The sequence below is a fragment of the Sorangiineae bacterium MSr12523 genome (genome assembly GCA_037157775.1).
Classification (GTDB): Bacteria; Myxococcota_A; Polyangia; order Polyangiales; family Polyangiaceae; genus Pendulispora; species Pendulispora brunnea.
The window spans coordinates 1,885,352-1,902,514 of record CP089982.1 but is presented as its reverse complement, the minus strand read 5'-3'; the positions used below and the strand labels follow the sequence as shown (position 1 = coordinate 1,902,514).

The 17,163-nt window shown below is 63.3% G+C and carries 16 protein-coding genes; 8 read left to right on the top strand and 8 right to left on the bottom strand.

What is annotated here, in order from left to right; genetic code table 11:
- Window positions 1–870 carry a metallophosphoesterase gene (locus LZC95_07575; GenBank protein WXA96694.1) on the top strand — a complete coding sequence of 290 codons (870 nt, stop codon included), beginning with the start codon at window positions 1–3 and terminating at the stop codon, window positions 868–870.
- Between the two features lie 72 nt (window positions 871–942).
- On the opposite strand, the gene LZC95_07570 is transcribed toward LZC95_07575, so the two are convergent.
- Window positions 943–1,632: a hypothetical protein gene (locus tag LZC95_07570; protein ID WXA96693.1), complete on the bottom strand. Its 690-nt coding sequence runs from the start codon at window positions 1,630–1,632 to the stop codon at window positions 943–945.
- A 522-nt stretch (window positions 1,633–2,154) separates the two neighbouring features.
- Between LZC95_07570 and LZC95_07565 the strand changes: the two genes are divergently transcribed.
- The gene (locus LZC95_07565; protein ID WXA96692.1) at window positions 2,155–2,955 is read left to right on the top strand and encodes a formylglycine-generating enzyme family protein; all 801 of its coding nucleotides are present in this window, start codon (window positions 2,155–2,157) and stop codon (window positions 2,953–2,955) included.
- 1 nt (window position 2,956) lies between these two features.
- Here the strand turns inward: LZC95_07565 and LZC95_07560 are convergent, their stop codons facing one another.
- Complete coding sequence (locus tag LZC95_07560; GenBank protein WXA96691.1) at window positions 2,957–4,708, bottom strand: LTA synthase family protein; 1,752 nt, start codon at window positions 4,706–4,708, stop codon at window positions 2,957–2,959.
- A gap of 81 nt (window positions 4,709–4,789) precedes the next feature.
- On the opposite strand from LZC95_07560, the gene LZC95_07555 reads away from it, so the two are divergent.
- Entirely contained in the window at window positions 4,790–5,506 is a 717-nt protein-coding gene (locus LZC95_07555) for a DUF882 domain-containing protein (GenBank protein ID WXA96690.1), read from the top strand.
- 96 nt (window positions 5,507–5,602) lie between these two features.
- Here the strand turns inward: LZC95_07555 and LZC95_07550 are convergent, their stop codons facing one another.
- Window positions 5,603–6,631: a serine/threonine protein kinase gene (locus tag LZC95_07550; protein WXA96689.1), complete on the bottom strand. Its 1,029-nt coding sequence runs from the start codon at window positions 6,629–6,631 to the stop codon at window positions 5,603–5,605.
- Between the two features lie 50 nt (window positions 6,632–6,681).
- Complete coding sequence (locus LZC95_07545) at window positions 6,682–7,314, bottom strand: hypothetical protein (protein ID WXA96688.1); 633 nt, start codon at window positions 7,312–7,314, stop codon at window positions 6,682–6,684.
- An 84-nt stretch (window positions 7,315–7,398) separates the two neighbouring features.
- Here LZC95_07545 and LZC95_07540 point away from each other — a divergent pair, with 84 nt between their 5' ends.
- On the top strand, window positions 7,399–8,883 hold the full coding sequence (locus LZC95_07540; protein WXA96687.1) for a trehalose-6-phosphate synthase: 1,485 nt from the start codon (window positions 7,399–7,401) through the stop codon (window positions 8,881–8,883).
- 127 nt (window positions 8,884–9,010) lie between these two features.
- Here LZC95_07540 and LZC95_07535 read toward each other — a convergent pair whose 3' ends face one another.
- Together LZC95_07535 and LZC95_07530 are read right to left on the bottom strand one after the other, a co-directional pair.
- The gene (locus LZC95_07535; protein ID WXA96686.1) at window positions 9,011–9,652 is read right to left on the bottom strand and encodes a YceI family protein; all 642 of its coding nucleotides are present in this window, start codon (window positions 9,650–9,652) and stop codon (window positions 9,011–9,013) included.
- A 32-nt stretch (window positions 9,653–9,684) separates the two neighbouring features.
- A complete protein-coding gene (locus LZC95_07530; GenBank protein ID WXA96685.1) occupies window positions 9,685–10,449 on the bottom strand; it encodes a dioxygenase in 765 nt (254 codons plus the stop codon).
- 79 nt (window positions 10,450–10,528) lie between these two features.
- Between LZC95_07530 and LZC95_07525 the strand changes: the two genes are divergently transcribed.
- Window positions 10,529–11,470: a LysR family transcriptional regulator gene (locus LZC95_07525; GenBank protein ID WXA96684.1), complete on the top strand. Its 942-nt coding sequence runs from the start codon at window positions 10,529–10,531 to the stop codon at window positions 11,468–11,470.
- Window positions 11,471–11,512: 42 nt separating this feature from the next.
- Window positions 11,513–13,444, top strand: a complete 1,932-nt coding sequence (gene htpG / locus LZC95_07520) for a molecular chaperone HtpG (protein ID WXA96683.1) — start codon at window positions 11,513–11,515, stop codon at window positions 13,442–13,444.
- Between the two features lie 87 nt (window positions 13,445–13,531).
- On the opposite strand, the gene LZC95_07515 is transcribed toward htpG, so the two are convergent.
- Complete coding sequence (locus LZC95_07515) at window positions 13,532–14,002, bottom strand: hypothetical protein (GenBank protein WXA96682.1); 471 nt, start codon at window positions 14,000–14,002, stop codon at window positions 13,532–13,534.
- A 230-nt stretch (window positions 14,003–14,232) separates the two neighbouring features.
- On the opposite strand from LZC95_07515, the gene LZC95_07510 reads away from it, so the two are divergent.
- Entirely contained in the window at window positions 14,233–14,760 is a 528-nt protein-coding gene (locus LZC95_07510) for a GFA family protein (GenBank protein WXA96681.1), read from the top strand.
- Between the two features lie 61 nt (window positions 14,761–14,821).
- Complete coding sequence (locus tag LZC95_07505; GenBank protein ID WXA96680.1) at window positions 14,822–15,355, top strand: hypothetical protein; 534 nt, start codon at window positions 14,822–14,824, stop codon at window positions 15,353–15,355.
- Window positions 15,356–15,444: 89 nt separating this feature from the next.
- Here the strand turns inward: LZC95_07505 and LZC95_07500 are convergent, their stop codons facing one another.
- The gene (locus tag LZC95_07500) at window positions 15,445–17,052 is read right to left on the bottom strand and encodes a metallophosphoesterase (protein WXA96679.1); all 1,608 of its coding nucleotides are present in this window, start codon (window positions 17,050–17,052) and stop codon (window positions 15,445–15,447) included.
- Window positions 17,053–17,163: the final 111 nt, after the last annotated feature.

Genomic DNA, 17,163 nt, shown 5'->3' with positions numbered 1-17,163 from the left:
ATGACCGCAACCAGCGGCGGAGGCAGGACGGAGCAAGGCACGAGCCAGTGGCGGGCTGCCGACGGTGCCGCTTCGGCGAGGATCTTGCTCCAACCGCCGCACTGCATTGCCTCCAACCCGGGAAATTCGCCAATGAGCGACATCAAATCCGGCCCGCGCGTGCGCATTGCCGCCGTGGGCGATCTCCACTGCCGAAAGACGTCGACCCATACGATTTCGCCGTTGCTCGAGGCCGTCAACGACCGGGCCGATGTCCTGGTTCTCTGCGGAGATTTGACCGATCACGGCACCGCGGAGGAGGCGCACATCCTGGCCAAGGAGCTGGGCGTGGTGCGCATTCCCAAGGTAGGCGTTCTGGGAAATCACGATTTCGAGTCCGGCCACCCCGAGGAGGTTTCCGCCATTTTAGAGCAAGCCGGTGTGGAGATGCTCGATGGCGAGGCGGTGGAAGTCTGCGGGGTCGGTTTCGCCGGGACCAAAGGATTCATCGGCGGATTCGGCCGTGGCACATTGGGAGGCTGGGGCGAAGCTGCCATCAAGCGCATCGTGCAAGAGGCCATCGATGAAGCGCTCAAGCTCGAGTCTGCCCTGAGCCGTTTGCGCACGGAGCGGCGCATTGCTGTTTTGCACTACGCGCCCATTCGCGAGACGGTGGAGGGGGAGCCCGTGGAGATTTTCCCCTACCTCGGCTGCGGGCGTCTGGCGGAACCGCTGAATCGGTATCCGGTCGATGCGCTTTTTCACGGGCACGCGCACCATGGCAGCCCGGAGGGCCGCACGAACGCGGGCATTCCGATTTACAATGTTGCGCTGCCGCTACTCCGGACCGTCACGCCGGAGAGTCCCAACTTCCGTGTGCTCCAGCTCTGAGCCGGCAGGAGCGCAATCGCCTCAGTGTGGCGCTTCCGCCCGTGCTCGCTAATGTGGGACGAGCTGACGAGTTTAGGGCGTGCCGGAGAAGCCGCGGGGCGGTAGCGCCCGGAGGTAGGTGACGAGGCCCGCGAGCTGCTCGTCATTGGGGGTCCAGCGGTGGTTCTGTTGGACATCCTTGATGGGGAAGCCGTCGAGGATGCCGGTGGTGATGATGAGTTTGACCTGGTTGTCGGGAATCGGGGCCAGCTTGTAGGGCGAGTGGTCCGGGCCGTCCTTCTTGCTATGGCACTCCGCGCAAGGCGGCTGGCTACCGTCGGCACTGTTGTAACGCGCCTCGCCGGCGGCGTACCGGTTCTTGTCGTAGCCCACGACGTTGACGCTCACCTCTTTCGTCTTGCCGCCCGAGGTGACCGTGACCTTGGTCTTGCCGGCCTTCTTGACGGTCAGCATGTACCACTTGCCCGTGTCCGAGGGATCGCCCTGAAAGGTGGTCGGCTCGATGCTGGCGACGCTGGTATCGGCGACCGTAGCTTTCAAGTCCGTGCCGGCGCCGTAGGCCGCGAAGGGGATATGGAACACGTGCTCCTCGTCATATCCCGAGTAGAGCTCCGTCGGCTGCACTTGAAAATCTGGCGTGGAGCCGGACGTATCCGGCTCCGTGCCGGCATCACGCTCTTCTCCGCCGGAGTCACTCGATGAACATGCGCATGCAAGCATCGCCACCCCAACCAGGAGCACCGCCGATGTCACCTCTCTCATGCCCGCCCGGTCTGCAACGCATGTGCCTCCCGTAAACCGTTGAAATTCCTCGACTCAAGGTCGGTAAGGGGATCGCCCGCCACCCGATAGCATGGGTTAACACCGCACCACCCAATGGGCTCAGGAGAGAAATTCACAGGGAGGCGGGGAGGCGGGGAGAAGTTCCGGCGCGAGCGGCGCGGAACGCCTTTTTTGGTTTTCCACTTGGCACATTGGGCCAATTGAAAACCAAAAAAAACTCCCCGCCTCCCCGCCTCCCTGTGAATTTCTTCGGCAGGCTATTGGGGATATCGGCTCATCCTGGCCATTCGTATTCTCATGCGGCGTCGATCACGATACGACACGCGAAATTGTTCAGACGGCACGCAGCATCGCACATGTACGACGATGAGAGTGATGTGCCGGCTGTTAGGAATGTGCGCATTCGGTGTGCTGTTTTTATCGACTCCGGCGCGCGCTCAAATTGACGAAGCTGCGCGGGAAATACCGCCTGCACGGCATTGTCCATCGGATATGGCCCTGGTGGGCGAAACCTGTGTGGACAAATACGAAGGATCGCTGGTCGAGACACTCGAGGACGGGAGCGAAGTTCCTTTTAGCCCTTACGAGATTCCAAAGAAGCATCAGGTGCGTGCCGTATCCCGAGCGGGGGTCGTGCCACAAGCCTATATATCGATGTTCGAGGCCCGTAGAGCGTGCCACAATTCCGGCAAACGACTCTGCCGCTCGCAGGAGTGGAAGGCTGCCTGCCGCGGCCCGGACAACACGCGGTATCCGTATGGCCCCACCCGTGTTCCCGGCGCATGCGTGGATACGAAACGCATCTCGCCGGTGATAAAAATCTTCCACGGCGGACATACCGCCGAGCACATGAACGACCCGCGCCTCAACCAACTCGAGGGTACGGTCGCCCCCACCGGAACCGCGACCGCCTGCACCAATAGCTACGGTGTGCACGATATGGTCGGCAATCTGCACGAGTGGGTCGACGAGGGCATTTTCCGCGGCGGCTATTACCTCGATACCGAAATCAATGGCGAGGGCTGCGAATACATCACCGCCGCCCACGCCCCGTATTACCACGATTACTCCACGGGATTTCGCTGCTGCGCCGATGCGGACTCGTTGCCATTGGACGACGACGAGGACACCAGCACGACCGATTCATCGGACGGAATGGGCGCCGAAAATGCCAAGCACGATGGCATCCCCGTGGATGACGACGAATGGGACGACGACACGACGGTTCCCGTATGGGATCTGGCCAAAAGCACCACCCGCGCCCTCGCGCCCAAACCCCGGCGGGCCCGCCGTCGTCGATGATTCATCGATTCGGCGCGTGATTCGGCAGCTCTGAAAAATAGGTTTTCGACGCCGAAACCAATGAGGCGCATGCCCCATCGTTGGCATTATCCATGGCGGCGCCGTCGCGCACGTTCATGCAATGGAATGCGTTGTCCCAGGGCTGCGCAACCAGGAGTCGTTGGTCGCTCAACATGCCCCAGGTGTTGACGGGGCAGGGAAACATCTCCGTACAATTGGTCACCGGTATCGGTGCGCGCGGCGCCTCGTCGGGGCGGAGCAGGCTGCGGCCCGCGAATTTCCCGCGGTAAGGCAGCACCGGCGTGGCATCCAGCACACCGTACATGTCGAGGAGCGTGGGCAATACATCGAAGTGCGTCACCACGTCGCCGGCGTGCCCGCGAAGGGCGCGCTCTTCTTCGGGCTCGAGCGCGCCATTGCCAAAGGCGATCCAGCCCGGCACCTTGGTTTGCTCGTCGTACAGATTTTGCCCGTGGTGAATGGCCCCGCGCTCGCCGAAGGATTCACCGTGGTCGCTGGTCAATACGATGATCCAGGGAGAGTCTTTTTGCGCCTCGAGAAAGCGCCCGATGCATGAGGCAATGCTCTTGTCCTGCTCGAAAATGGCATTCCGATAAGCATTGTGCAAAAGCGGCATTTTGGACCATGTCACCGTGCGCTCCCACGGCGAATAGGGAGCATCGTCCTTGTCGACGAAATAGGGAGCATGCGTGCCGCCGAAGTGCAGCGTGATGAAATACGGCGACTGCAGCGCGGGCAGATTCGCCACGGTGTGCGCGGCAAGAAGGCGGTCCACGCCGCGGTCGATCATTTCGTCCTCGTCCGCGACGGCGTGCCCCAACAGGGTCTCCATCATCACGAAAGAGTCCATCACCGTGCGCAGCTCCGTGCGCTCGAACAGATGCTCCGATTGCGCGGACCAGTAGATGACGCGCGGCCGCTGCCCATCGTCCCCGCGCACGGATTTCATCCAGTCGAACCAAGTTGGCGCCGCAAGAATGTCGGCTCGGTGGCCGAGTTGCGATAGGCCCGTGGTGAGCGCGGACACCGACACCGCCGTGTAGCTCGCCACGGAGCGCATTCCCTGCAGGGTCACGCGCGAGGGCAGCAGGGCCGCCGTTCGCGGCCCCTCGTAGTCTTCGGCGCGCACGCTCTCGGTGAGCACGAAAAGCACGTTGGGCAGGCGTTTTCGCCGCGACGAAAGCGCGGGGACCCGCACCTGCGCACCCGCGGCCTCCGCATCGCGCGAGGGCTCCCACGCAAGAGACGCCGCATGCGCGAGGCGCACGTCGAGGGTACCTTCGCGCAGTTTGCCTCCGGCGAGCAGCAGGAGCGCACCGGCTGCGACCACGAGGGCACGCGTTCGCCGACGCTGGAACCACGCCGCACGTGCCCCCACGGTGAGCAACGCGTACTCGAACGCGCCCACCGCGGTCACGATGATCGCCGTCCCCGGCAGCATGGCGAGCACCACCGGCTTCACGTCCGACCACGCGAACATGGCGGTCTCGATGACCTGCTCGTCCAGCGGTACGTGGTAGTGCCGATAGACGAATACGTCGATGACCACGAGCGACGCCACGAGCAACGAAATCAGCGCACGAAAAAAGCGTCGCCAGAAAATATTCCCGAGAACGAAACTCAAAAGAACACTTGCAGCCGCCGTGAAGAGAAGGCGCGGATCCCGGCGATATGGCTCGATTCCACGCAGCAGGCAATCGAGGGCGACCCACTGAGTGGCAAATGCCGTCAATGCAATAAGAGGCGAGACCCTCCTACCTGTGCGCGCAACTCGAGTGTAGATGCCAATCATTTTATGCTATGCGTGGATGTCATGTTGCATCGTGCGCGATTCCCGCTGCTCGTCATCGCGCCCATTGCGCTTCTCCTGACCACGTGCGGGCACGCTCCCGCGGAAAAATTCCAGAGTCAAGCGCCGACGACACCCGCAGCTCCATCCGTGGATGTGGCGGCTTCGAATCCCCCGCCGGTGCCCAAGCGCGTGGCCGAGTGGACGGAGAAGCTCGACGCCATTCGCGTGTATTATGCAAACACCGAGGAAGAGATCCCGATTCGTCTCTATGCCTCCGACGGAACCGTCGATCCCGACGAATTGCAGGCCTTTCGTCGCATCGTTGCGGCCAAGGATGCGGGACCTGCCCCCATGCATCCCCGCTTGGTGCAGCTCGTGATGAAGGTGGCGTATCACTTCAAAGCGCATTCGGTGGTGGTGGTCTCCGCGTACCGCCCCTCGAAGGCAAAGCGTTCGGCCGGCAAGCATGCCACCGGCGAGGCCATCGATTTCAAGCTGCGCGGGATCGATTCCAAGAAGGTAGCTTCGTACGTACGCACTTTACCGAAGGTGGGAGTGGGTATTTACACGCATCCCGACACCCAATACGTGCACCTCGACGTGCGCGAGGAGAGCTACCACTGGCTCGATGCCTCGCCGCCAGGCAAGTCGTGGCACGAGAAAAAGCTGAACGATCCCGGTCGCGAAGAGCGCGACGCCGCGTGGACGCCCGAAAGCGATCTGCCCGAGCAGCCTTAGGAGCCAACCGCCAAGGCGCCAAGGACGCCAAGAATTGGAAGATGGGGCTTGCGCCGATCCCTGAATCCTTGGCGCTCTTGGCGTCTTGGCGGTTCGCTACGTTTGCTTCCGCTTCGAGGCGCGCTTTTCGGCCACGGGCGGCGGCGGTGGGGTCATGCGGCGGCGGAGCCAGCCCAGTTGGCGCGCGCGATCGCCCGGAAAGAGCCGGTCGAGCATGGCCGGCGTCAGGTTCGACATGTTGGTGCCCTTCGCGGTGCGGCGCACGAAGCCATCGAGATCGCGGGAGAACTCCGCGGCGGTGGAATAGCGTTGGTCACGCTCGCGTTCCACGGCGCGCATCACGATCTTCGCGAGGGCGTCGGGGTAGCCTTTGACGAGGGTGCGCGGATCCGGGATGGGCGCGTTGCGCACCGCCTTCACCGTGGCGATGTCGTTGTCGCGACGGAACAGCCGCCGCATCGTGGTCATCTCCCAGAGCGTCGTGCCCAAGGTGAAGATGTCGCTGCGCCGATCGATGGGCACCTGCAGGATCTGCTCGGGCGAAAGATAGGGCAGCTTGCCCTTCACGATGCCCGCCTGGCTCTTCGAAGCGCGCCCCACCGACTTGGCCAGGCCGAAGTCGAACAGCTTGATCTCGCCGTCGTAGGTTAGAAAAATATTACTGGGGTTCACATCGCGGTGGATGATCCCGAGCTCCGCGCCCTCGGGATCCGCAAGCCCGTGCGCGTACTCGAGTCCGTCGGCCACCCGCGCCGTGATCCACGCGCTCACATCGAGGCGCATGGCGACCTTGAGCCCCGCGCACGTGTCCCACACGTCCATCAGCGTGCGCCCCACGAGGAGCTCCATCGCGATGAAGTGGTACTCGCCCGACGTGCCGTACCCGACGGTGCGAATCAGGTTGGGGTGCGAAAGACGAGACAGGATTTTTGCCTCGTCCATGAACATCTTGATGCCCTGCTCGTCTTGGGCCAGCTCGTGCAGCGGCACCTTGATGGCGACGACACTGTCTTCTCCGTCGGAAGACTTGGAACGCCCCAAGTAAACATTTGCCATACCGCCCGAAGCAATTTTGGCGATGACGTCGTAATCGCCAAGCTTCGTAGGCCTGGAAGGGGGCGGCACCTTCGGGACCTTATCATTGTCCCGCGACGAATTCTTGGACAGTCCGTCGTTCAAGCTGCCTCTTCCTCGCGATCCTCGAGCACTTCAAGCAGGTGGTCGAGCGTCGTTGACACTTCGGATGCTAGCTTGCGGGGGACGGTGCGCGTCTCGGCCAGAAGTTGGCGAAGGCGCGTGGCGACATTGCGCAGGCCAGCCACCTCCCGCTGGTGGAGCGTATCCTCGTCCACGGGAAAAACCTGGTCGCGAAACTCGCGGTTGAGCGCGGGAAGCGGAGCGCCTTCGTCGAGAACGCGCCGGCGCAAGGACTCGAGCGTGTCGGACGGCACATTTTCCGCCTCGGCGCGGCGCAAGAAGTCGACCGCCTGATAGTTCGGGATCGGTGTGGAGATGCCATCGCGCGCCAGCACCTCCGGCCGGGATGCCGACAAAAACGCGAAGGAGCCAGTCAACTTGTCCACGGTCTCCGGCTTCAGATGCAGCTCGCGGCGCGCATAGTTCTCGAAACTGTCATACCCCCACGCCTTCCATTGGCCGGTGCGCCGTACGCGGGTCAGTGACTCTGCGAGCTCCACCCAACTGGACTTGAAACGCCGGGCGCGCCGCAGGAGTTCCACGCGTTCTGGATCATCGGCATGGTTTGCCTCTGCGGCAGCAAGTTGAGCCACGACCTTCGTCTCGCGCATGGCACTTTCGATAGATGGGCGCCGCCAGGAGCGCAAGCCTCGTTTTTACGGCATCTTAACGCGGGCCTCGCCAGCTTGAACGGCGTGCAAACCACTCAAGTTGGCCAAAGTCGCATCAGGGAAACGAAGCAGGACAAGATCGTCATTCTGTCGAACCGTGGCCCGAATGACTTCGTGTGGCGCGGCGGCGGCTGGGTCGTCGAACGCGCCTCGGGAGGCCTGGTCAGCATGCTCGCGCCGCTGGCGCAGCGCCCCGACACGACGTGGTTCTGTTGCGTGTCCGAGCCGCCCGATGCCAAAGGGGAACGCGACGGCTTGTTCACCACGGCCGCGGATCAATGCGCGGAGTTCGACGTGGTGCCGCTACCGTTGCCGCCCGAGGTCTACCAAGCGTACTACGGGCGCATCTCGAACGAGGTGCTCTGGATGCTGCAGCATCACATGCTAGGGCCCGGCGGCTACGAGCTGGTCGATCACGCGCGCTACCGCGCCTGGTCCAGCGGGTACTTCGAGGCGAACCGTCGCCTCGCCGCCGCGGTGAAAGAGACATGCGTGACGCCGCGGGCGTTTCTCGTGCAGGACTACCATCTGTATCCGCTGCCAGCGCTGCTGCGGCGCCATTTTCCGCATGTGCGAAGCTTGCACTTCACGCACATCCCGTTTCCGGAGCCGACGGTGCTGCGCCTTCTGCCGAAGCCGTGGCGCGAGGCGATCTTGCACGGGATGCTCGGCGCCGATCGTGTGGGCTTCCAAACGGAGGAGGACCGCGAGGCGTTCCTTGCATGCTGCAAGTATACGGCGGAGCGCGAGGTGGACTTCGAGACGAAGACGGTGCGCGCCATCGATGGGCGGCAAGTCTACGTGGGCGTTTACCCCGCGAGCGTGGATCCAGAGGCGCTGTTGGCCTTGCGCGATAGCCCACGCGTGGTCGAAGCGCGTGCGCGCTTTGCCGACACGCGGTCCGAGTTTTCCATCGTGCGCGTGGACCGGCTCGATCCGAGCAAGAACCAGCTGGTGGGCTTCAAGGCGTTCGCGCACCTTCTGGAGACGCGCCCCGATCTGCACGGGCGGGTGCTCTTTCGCGCCTTCCTGGTGCCGTCACGCACGGACCACACGGTGTACCGTGACTACAAGGCCGCGATTTACCGCGAGATCGAGCGCATCAACGCGACCTACGGCCCGAGCTGCGGGCGGCCGCCCATCGAGGTGTTCTACACGAATGACCGCGAGCAGGCGCTGGCCGCGCTCGAGCGGTGCGACGTTCTTCTCGTCAACTCGAAGGAGGACGGGATGAACCTCGTCGCAAAAGAATGGGCCATCGTGGCCGATACGGACCGCCCCGGGGTGCTCGTGGTCTCCGAGACGGCGGGCGTCGCCGAAGAAGCCGCGGGCAGCGCGCTCACGGTCTCGCCTCTCGACGTGGAGGAGACGACGCAGGCCATGGTCCGCGCCCTGGAGATGCCCCGCACCGAACGCGAAGGCCGTCTCCAACGCTTCCGCGCCCGCGTCCGCAGTTGGACCGCATCCCACTGGCTCACCGCCCAACTGACGGATCTCGGCGTGGACTAACACGCTGGTGGATGGAACCGCCAAGACGCCAAGGACGCCAAGAGATTGTTGGATCGGAGTGCCGTGGACCTCGTCGACACCCCAAATCCTTGGCGTTCTTGGCGCCTTTGGCGGTTCGTCTTCTCAGCTAGGACGCCTTCTTCGCGCGGATGGCGAGCTTGATGAGGACTTCGTCTTTGATCAAGTCGTCCGGCTTGCCCGGGTAGACGATGCCGAAGTCCTTGCGGTTGATCGCGAACTCGGCGTCGGCGTCGAGTTGATCGCCGTTGACCTTGATGGTCGCGGGGAACGAGATCGACTTGGTCACGCCGTGAAGTTCGAGGTTGCCCGTGATGGTATGCGAGGCGCCCTTTTCGCCGCCGGCCTTGATGGCCGTCGACGTGAACTTCGCCGTCGGAAACTTCGCCACGTCGAAGAAATCCCCCGTCTTCAAGTGGCCGGTCAGCTTCTCCTCGTCGGTGGAGAGCGAGCCCACGTCCACCTCGGCGGTCACCTTGCTCTTCTCGGCATTGCCGTCGACCAAATCGACGGTCCCCGAGAACTTGCCGAAGTTGCCATCGTGCTTGCGCGTCACCTTCGCGCCCACGAACGAGAACTTGGACCCATCGGCGCTGGAGAACGCGAGCTTCGTCGCCGCCCCGGTGGTCACCGGTTGCACCGCCGCGGGCGCGGATACCTGCGCCTTCGCCTTGTCCTTGCCCGGATCGTTGTCGCACCCGGCCGCAAGCGCGACCGCGACGAAAGCTACAGCGGCATATCGAAGCATCATCTTCCTTCTCTCCTTCACCAAAAAAACGGGGCCTACCCGAACTCCACCGAACGGCGACTCAGACTACCGAATTCGAATCCTACGATTGGAAAACGAACCTTTGTTGCATCGTCTCCAGCCGCGCCCGCGGCTACGACGAGCGGGCGATAATGATCCGGTGTTGGATGCGCCAAGGCCCAACCGGGTGCTCGTTTGGGGTCGCATAGAGCATCCAGGTCACCGGACGACAAGGTCTCCGTCGCCCACGCATCGAACTCCGCGGCCCATGCCACAGGCGCATCCGTACCATCACGCTGAAGACGCCGGAGGTTGTGGGTAATATTCCCGCTCCCCAGAATCCATACGTCTTGATCACGCAACGGCGACAGCGCGCGGCCGAGGGCCAGGAGTTCCTTCATGCTCGCGGAGTGTGGCATCGATAGCTGCAGCGTCGGCAGCCGCGCCTCCGGATCCAGGTGGGTCAACACGGTCCATGCGCCATGGTCGAGCCCGCGATCGCTTGCACGCGGCCCCCACGAAGCGAGGCGCTTCGTCACCTCGGTGGCGAGCTCCGGTGCCGCCGGAGCATCGTGCCGAACCTGATAGAGCGGCTCCGGAAAGCCATAAAAATCGTACACCAGCGGCGTTCCGTTTCGCGTCGACGACAAGGTCACCGGTGCGTCCTCCCAGTGGGCCGACACCACCAGCACGGCACTTGGGCGGCGCGGCAACGTCATGGCCCACGCCGAGAGCTCCGCGCCCTTCTCGGCATCGAGCGCGAGCAACGGCGCACCGTGCCCCACGAACGCGACCGGCATACGCTGGGTTTCCTTCATTTGACCCCCGGCAATCTGGGTGATTGCACCAACGCCAACAAGGCGATAGCAGTGCATCTCTATGTTGCATGGCACGCAACAATTCTTCCCGCAGCTCGAAGAACTCGAGGCCTTCGTGCGCATCGCCGAATTGGGCAGTCTCACGGCGGCCGCGCAGCGCCTTCGCGTGCCGAAGTCCACCTTGAGCCGGCGTCTCAGTCGCCTCGAAGAAGGACTCGGTGCGCAGCTTCTCACGCGCACCACGCGCAAGTTGCACCTCACCGAGGTGGGTGCCGCGTACCTCGAACGAATCGCACCCGCCCTCGCGCACATCGACGAGGCGAACCGCGAAGCCCAGGGAGATCGCGACACGCCCCGCGGTCATTTGCGCATCACGGCGCCCGTGGATCTGGCCACCACGTGGCTCCCGCCGCTCATCGCCACGTTTTGCGCGCGCCATCCTGCCGTGACCGTCGAGGTTCTCGTCGAGGCGCGCTTCATGGACCTCGTGGGCGAGGGCATCGACTTGGCCGTGCGCCCCGCCGCGGAGTTGGCCGATTCGGGTCTCGTGGCCCGCCGTATCTCCACGACGGACCTCGCGCTCTGGGCGAGCCCGCGCTACCTGCGCCGGCGCAGCCTACCACGCGTGCCTGCGGATTTGGAGCGCCATGTCATGGCCGTCCTCGGGCCGCCCATCGCGCGCCTCACACTGCGCGGGCCGGAGGGCGTGCGCCACACCGATGTGAAAACGGCCATCGCGAGCAACGACCCCATCTTTCTACGCGAGCTCGCGCTGAAAGACGGCGGCATCGTCATCCTGCCTTCCCTCTTCGCGCGGGCGGACCTCGGCCTCGTGCGCGTGCTTCCGGATTGGGCCCTGCGGCAGGTGGGCCTCTACCTGGTCCACCCGGCGGCGCGGGTCGTTCCGGCCAAGGTGCGCGCCTTCCGAGACTACCTCACGAAGCACGCCCCCGACTCGACCGCCTACCGCGCACTTCTGCGTCGTTGGCAAATGCAGAGGTAGCCCCTTTTCAGGTGGTTTTCCTGTGATTATTGCCAGAGCGTCATGACCGATCCGACCCCCAACCAAGCCACGACAGAGGGCAAGAAGAGTCTCCCGTTCCAAGCGGAGGTGGCTCAGGTCCTCAAGCTCGTCATCCACTCGCTGTACAGCCATAAAGAGATCTTCTTGCGTGAGCTCGTTTCCAACGCATCCGACGCGCTGGACAAGCTCCGCTTTCGCAACCTGACCGAGCCCGAATTGATGGGCAACGACCCCCGGCTGGAGATCACGATTGCGCCGGACAAAGAAAAGGGCGTGCTCGTCATCCGCGACACCGGCATCGGCATGACCGAGGCGGAGCTCATCGAGAACCTCGGCACCGTGGCGCACTCGGGCTCGCGGGCTTTTCTCGAGCAGCTTTCCAAAGCAGGCACCGCGAAAGACGTCAATCTCATCGGCCAATTCGGCGTCGGCTTCTACAGCGCCTACCTCGTGGCGGATCGTGTCGAGGTCATCACCCGCGCCGCCGGCCCCGGCCAGCGCGCCCTCCTCTGGTCGTCGGACGCGCAGAGCACCTTCACCATCGAGCCCACCACCCGGGCCGAGCGCGGCACGGAAATCATTCTTCACCTGCGCCCCGAGCACAAAGACTTCCTCGACGAGTGGCGCATTCGCGACTTGGTGGGCCGCTATTCCGATTACGTCGCCTACCCCATTAAGCTGGAAAAGAAGCCCGAGAAGGACGAAAAGCCGGAGCAGCCCGAGCAAATCAACCGCGCCAACGCACTGTGGCAGCGCCCCAAGTCGGAAATCACCGACGCGCAGTACGACGAGCTCTACAAGCATCTGACGCACGACTTCGAGCCGCCCATCGCGCGCACCCACTTCAAAGTGGAGGGCACGCAGGAGTTCGCGGGCCTCTTGTTCATCCCGCGCCGCCCGCCGTTCGATCTGTACGACGGCCGCAAGCCGCGCGGCGTGCGCCTCTTCGTGAAGCGCGTCTTCATCATGGACGACGTGGAGGAGGTGCTTCCGCCCTGGCTTCGCTTCATGCGCGGCGTCATCGATTCGGACGACTTGCCCCTCAACGTCTCGCGTGAGCTGCTGCAAGACTCGACCATCCTGCACGCGATCAAGAAGCAGGTTACCAAGAAGACCTTGGACCTGCTCGAGGAAATGGCCAAGGAGCGCAAGGACGATTACGAGACCGTCTGGAAGAACTTCGGCCAAGTTCTCAAAGAGGGATTGGCGCTGGACAGCGAATACAAAGAGCGCATTGCGCCGCTGCTTCGATATGGCAGCTCCCATGGCGAAGGCCTGGTGTCGCTCGCCGATTACGTGGGCCGCATGAAGGAAGGCCAAGAGGGCATTTATTACCTCTTTGGCGAGTCGACGGCGTCGCTGCAGAATTCGCCCTATCTGGAGACGTTGACCTCGCGCGGGTTCGAGGTGCTCTTCATGAGCGATCCCGTCGACGAGTGGGCGGCCGAGGGTCTGCGCGAATTCCAGGGCAAGCCGCTGGTGTCGGCGATGCGCACGGATCTGAAGCTGCCGCTCGACGAGGAGCAGAAGAAGACGAAGGAAGAAGCGTCGACGCGGTTGCAGCCGCTCATCTTGCGCATGGTCAAGGTGCTTCACGACCGGGTGCGCGAGGTGAAGGTGTCGGACCGGCTGACGAACACGCCGTCGTGCCTGGTGCTTCCCGATGGGGGCACGCCCGCCTTCATGGAGCGGCTGCTCAAGGAGCGCGGGCGGGGCATTCCGCATGCGAAGCGCATTTTCGAGATCAACGCGACGCACCCGATCATCGAGTCGCTCGCGTCGCTGGTGGAGAAGGACGCCGAGTCACCGAAGATCGACGAGTGGATCGATATTCTTTACGACCAGGCGCTGCTCACCGAGGGCGCGACCATCGACGATCCGAATCGGCTGGCGCGGCGCATTGCCTCGCTGCTCACGGAGGTTGCGACCGGGGGCGCGACCAAGCAGGGTTGACGCTTCGAAGTACGTGATCGACCAGGGCCTGGGCCACCTTTTTGGTGGCCGGGCCGTGCCTTCCTCGCGCGCGCCGGCGGATAAGGACTACCTCTTTTTCAACGCGCGAATCTCCTCGAGATCGAGCAGATCTTTGGGCCGACCCGCCGCTCGTTTCGCGCGCTCCAATCCATCGAGACCAAGCAGAAGGACCTGGTGACCGAAGAGCGAGACCGCCACGGATAGCGAATGCACCTCATCGAATCCCCCGAGCCCAGGGACGTCTCCCAGCAGGTCGACATCGCCAATATCGGTGGCCAGAGTAAAGTTCAGGCCGCTCCGTAAGGTCTGCGCGTCCCAAAGAAAGGGGAGCTCGGGTGGGGCGCCGCGAAGACGCGGGTGAAACGGCCCCAGACTGCGTGCAAGCGCGTCGAGATTGTCTCGCGTCCGCGCGTAGCAGATGTCGAGATCCTGTGTCACGCGGGACGACCCCTGCAGCACCAGGGCGACGCCGCCAATGACCACATAGCGAACTCCGTTCTCGGAAAATATCCGGACGAGCTGTTCCAGGTCGGTCATCGAGTGGCTCGCAAAGCATCGAGGGAGCGAAGGACCGCAAGCATTTTGCGGAGCCGCTGCTCGGGCGTGAGTGTGAGATTCTCGCGGATTTGGGTTTCGTCGACCCCGCTAGGAAGAAGATTTAGGATGCGAACATCCCACGGCTCTTCGCCGGGTTCGAGAAGGCTGTAGTCGCGGGCCATGTCCACACAAGCTTACGAGGGATGTTGGCCCGTGCCAAACTGCGGGGCATGAAACTCGAAGGCTCGTGCCAGTGTGGCAAGGTCACCTATCGCATCGATTCGGATACGCCGTATCCGTACATGTATTGCTTCTGTTCCATCTGCCGCAAGACCTCGGGCGCGCTCACGTGCAACATCATGGGCAAGCGCGACACGTTGAAGATCCGCGGCGAGCGCTATGTGAAGAAGTACCACGCGGTGATGCGCGAAAAAGGCCAGCGCCCTCACCGCAGCGAGGGTGAACGCTGGTTCTGCGGCGAATGCGGCACGCACCTCTTCGTCGCCGACGACCGCTGGCCCGAGGGCATCTGGCCCAACGCGGCCGCCGTCGACACCGAGCTGCCCGAGCCCCCCGAGCAGGTGCGCATCATGCTGGCCTTCAAGCCCAAGTGGGTCCCCGCCCCGGGCGAGGGCCCCACCTTCAAGCGCTACCCCAAGCTATCCATTGCCAAATGGCACGAGAACCACGGCCTCTCGGGCGAGTCACGCAAGTCCCCGAAATCCCCCAAGTCCCGAAAGACACGAAAAGCCTCCTAAGGGGCAATGCTACTGGAGCGTGGCGCCCACGTCGGAGTCTTGCGAGACTGCGGGAACCTCCATGTCACTTTCCGATCTCGCGTCTTTCGGAACCCTCATTAGCGGCGTTGCTGTACTGGTCTCGGTCATCTACCTCGCGCTTCAAGTGAGGCAGACAGAGCGCAATCAGCAAATCTCGATCAGGCACAGTCGCGCCTCGCGCATCGTCGAGTTGCATCTGGCGCTCGCAGACCCCGCCGTGGCGGATGCATGGCTTCACGGTTCGGAGAGCCCCCAGGACATCACGCAAACGGAGCTACGCCAGTACATCCACCTATGCCGCGCGCTCTTCTTCCATTTCGAAGACTCGTTCTATCAACGTGAGGAAGGGCTGTTGAACGACGACGCGTTCGAAACCGTCGTTGCGGGCGTTCGGCTCATGGCGAGAAGCCCGGGCTGGCGGGCCGCTTGGAGGATCGCGCGGCCCAACTTTGGCGGACGGTTCCGAGACTTCATCGACAGCGTCGTCACCGGATCCGCCGTCGAGCCCCCCGTGGACCTCTCGCTCGAGACGTGGAAGGCCGCTTTCGCGTCCGAAGCGTCGCGGACTTCGTAGCTACTTGCCCTGAGCCGTCGCGGCTTGCTCGATGAGGGACGCCACGATTCTTTCGTTATCGAAGGCGCGCGATATCAATGGGAGAGCGATCAAAAAGTCGGCTTCTTGATCCAAAGGATCACATTCCGATCCTTCGCCGTCCCCTGCCCTGCCCCCACCCCGTGGGTCGTATAATCGAGAATCCCCAACGTGCGGCCCATTTCCGCCACGGAATCGTTCTCCGTCGAGTAGTCCACGGCGACGGAGCGAATCGACAAATAGCCATTGTCCTCGTCCCATACTTCGATGGTCCGGAACTGGTGCGGATAATCGGCAATCGCCGAAGTCCGCACTTCCCAATAGCCATTGGTCGCCGGCGCGGCCGCCGCCACGTGCCGCACCTTGTGAATGTGCGAATGCCCCGCAATGTGCCCGATGACGTGCGGATTCGCGGTCAGCAACGCCTCCCACTCGGGCCTCAAAAACGCATCCGGCTGCTGCTTCCCACCGAGCGATCCGCCGTCCGAGAGATTCTCCGCCGCATGGTGCGAAGCAAAGAGCACCATCTTCTTGTCCTGCTTCGCCCGCTCCAGGGCCGGCTTCACGAAGGCATCGATATCCCCTTTGCGCAGCAGTCCCTCGGCTCCCCCGGTCTCCGCCGCCGTATCGATGGTGATGAGCCGAATCCCCGACTCACCGAGATCTTGCTCGTAAAAAGCCTTTTTCGCCGACTTGGCGTAGTCCCCCAACCCATGGGCCAGCGGCCCGGACTTCCCTTTGTGCGCGAGCACCCGGTCGATCAAGTCGGCGCGCGGCATCGCGGCGCGATTCGGATCGGCGGGGATCTCTCCATCGCTTGCGATCGGACTTCCGGGCAATCGGTAATCGCGCGTCCCGTACACCCCCGGCTTCGACCCCTTCGACTGCGCGATCGAATTCGCGTCGACCACCAACGTCCCCTGAATCAATACATCGTGGTTGCCCGACACCCAGTACCAAGGCATATCGAGCCCCTCGGGGGTGAACGGATCTTTGCCATCGTTGTTCGCCCCGGGCACCGGATCGTCGGCATTGCCCGAATCGCACGCCAGCTTGTCGGCCCCACCGAGTAGTGCGAGTACCCAGTCGACTTCGTTTTGCTGAGCACTATCCGCATTGTCGCCGCCAAGCACCACGAAGTCGAACGGCGCATCCTTGTGAATCCGGTTTACCGTTCGGACCACGGCATTGACGACGCGGCACTCGTGCCCTTCCTGCGGACGCCATGCGGCGCTGAGATCCGGTGTGATCCCATCGACGTTGGCCACACGCGTCGGCGACTCGTCGTCCGCAAGTTGAAAATCCGCCAAGTGGGCAAATCGGGTGAGCTTTCGCGCATTCGGCCCGGGCGTGGGTGCCGCTGCCCCATCCGGAGTTTCCACCTGAATCGCTTCCCCCGGCCCCGTCGTAAATGCACCAAAGCCGTCCGCCAGCTGCTGTTTCAACACCGCCGGCTCGATCGACGTGGGCTTGCTCTGCTCCGCTTCCACCGCGTGCCTGGGCACGATGGTTTGCACATCGGTGAGCTTCACCGGTGCCGAAAGCGGCGCAAGTTTGGCGACCTCGCGTTCGGTCGGCTTATGGTCATCCGGGGGCGGCGACGAGGGACCGTTGTCGTCGCTGCTGGAGCATGCCGAGGCAATCAGGGACAAGACGAGGAGGGACGCGTAAGACTTCATTTGAAGTCAAGAGTAACTGAAGTGCGTCTCAAAGGAAGAGAAGCGAGCGTAGGAAGGGTGTGAGTGCCCACTGGCACATCCGGTGACCATGACACGGCGAGCACGGGTCGA